The organism is Pseudomonas sp. NFIX49 (assembly GCF_900115915.1).
GTDB lineage: Bacteria > Pseudomonadota > Gammaproteobacteria > Pseudomonadales > Pseudomonadaceae > Aquipseudomonas > Aquipseudomonas pharyngis.
In genome coordinates, this window is the sequence record NZ_FOYE01000018.1 from 1 (window position 1) to 2,200 (window position 2,200).

Consider the following 2,200-nt stretch of genomic DNA (forward strand, 5'->3'; position numbering starts at 1 on the left):
TGAGAAATTCGAATTTTCGGCGAATGTCGTCTTCACAGTATAACCAGATTGCTTGGGGTTATATGGTCAAGTGAAGAAGCGCATACGGTGGATGCCTTGGCAGTCAGAGGCGATGAAAGACGTGGTAGCCTGCGAAAAGCTTCGGGGAGTCGGCAAACAGACTTTGATCCGGAGATGTCTGAATGGGGGAACCCAGCCATCACAAGATGGTTATCTTGTACTGAATACATAGGTGCAAGAGGCGAACCAGGGGAACTGAAACATCTAAGTACCCTGAGGAAAAGAAATCAACCGAGATTCCCTTAGTAGTGGCGAGCGAACGGGGACTAGCCCTTAAGTGGCTTTGAGATTAGCGGAACGCTCTGGAAAGTGCGGCCATAGTGGGTGATAGCCCTGTACGCGAAAGTCTCTTAGTCATGAAATCGAGTAGGACGGAGCACGAGAAACTTTGTCTGAATATGGGGGGACCATCCTCCAAGGCTAAATACTACTGACTGACCGATAGTGAACTAGTACCGTGAGGGAAAGGCGAAAAGAACCCCGGAGAGGGGAGTGAAATAGATCCTGAAACCGTATGCGTACAAGCAGTGGGAGCAGACTTTGTTCTGTGACTGCGTACCTTTTGTATAATGGGTCAGCGACTTATTTTCAGTGGCGAGCTTAACCGAATAGGGGAGGCGTAGCGAAAGCGAGTCTTAATAGGGCGTCTAGTCGCTGGGAATAGACCCGAAACCGGGCGATCTATCCATGGGCAGGTTGAAGGTTAGGTAACACTGACTGGAGGACCGAACCGACTACCGTTGAAAAGTTAGCGGATGACCTGTGGATCGGAGTGAAAGGCTAATCAAGCTCGGAGATAGCTGGTTCTCCTCGAAAGCTATTTAGGTAGCGCCTCATGTATCACTGTAGGGGGTAGAGCACTGTTTCGGCTAGGGGGTCATCCCGACTTACCAAACCGATGCAAACTCCGAATACCTACAAGTGCCGAGCATGGGAGACACACGGCGGGTGCTAACGTCCGTCGTGAAAAGGGAAACAACCCAGACCGTCAGCTAAGGTCCCAAAGTTATGGTTAAGTGGGAAACGATGTGGGAAGGCTTAGACAGCTAGGAGGTTGGCTTAGAAGCAGCCACCCTTTAAAGAAAGCGTAATAGCTCACTAGTCGAGTCGGCCTGCGCGGAAGATGTAACGGGGCTCAAACCATACACCGAAGCTACGGGTATCACGCAAGTGATGCGGTAGAGGAGCGTTCTGTAAGCCTGTGAAGGTGAGTTGAGAAGCTTGCTGGAGGTATCAGAAGTGCGAATGCTGACATGAGTAACGACAATGGGTGTGAAAAACACCCACGCCGAAAGACCAAGGTTTCCTGCGCAACGTTAATCGACGCAGGGTTAGTCGGTCCCTAAGGCGAGGCTGAAAAGCGTAGTCGATGGAAAACAGGTTAATATTCCTGTACTTCTGGTTATTGCGATGGAGGGACGGAGAAGGCTAGGCCAGCTTGGCGTTGGTTGTCCAAGTTTAAGGTGGTAGGCTGAAATCTTAGGTAAATCCGGGGTTTCAAGGCCGAGAGCTGATGACGAGTTGCCTTTAGGCGACGAAGTGGTTGATGCCATGCTTCCAAGAAAAGCTTCTAAGCTTCAGATAACCAGGAACCGTACCCCAAACCGACACAGGTGGTTGGGTAGAGAATACCAAGGCGCTTGAGAGAACTCGGGTGAAGGAACTAGGCAAAATGGCACCGTAACTTCGGGAGAAGGTGCGCCGGTGAGGGTGAAGCACTTGCTGCGTAAGCCCACGCCGGTCGAAGATACCAGGCCGCTGCGACTGTTTATTAAAAACACAGCACTCTGCAAACACGAAAGTGGACGTATAGGGTGTGACGCCTGCCCGGTGCCGGAAGGTTAATTGATGGGGTTAGCTAACGCGAAGCTCTTGATCGAAGCCCCGGTAAACGGCGGCCGTAACTATAACGGTCCTAAGGTAGCGAAATTCCTTGTCGGGTAAGTTCCGACCTGCACGAATGGCGTAACGATGGCGGCGCTGTCTCCACCCGAGACTCAGTGAAATTGAAATCGCTGTGAAGATGCAGTGTATCCGCGGCTAGACGGAAAGACCCCGTGAACCTTTACTATAGCTTTGCACTGGACTTTGAATTTGCTTGTGTAGGATAGGTGGGAGGCTTTGAAGCGTGGACGCCAGT

The 2,200-nt window shown here is 51.2% G+C and carries 1 rRNA gene; it reads left to right on the forward strand.

Features of this window, described 5'->3' with window-relative positions:
• Positions 1–64: 64 nt before the first annotated feature.
• A 23S ribosomal RNA gene (locus BMZ46_RS28910) occupies positions 65–2,200 on the forward strand; the annotation flags it as partial.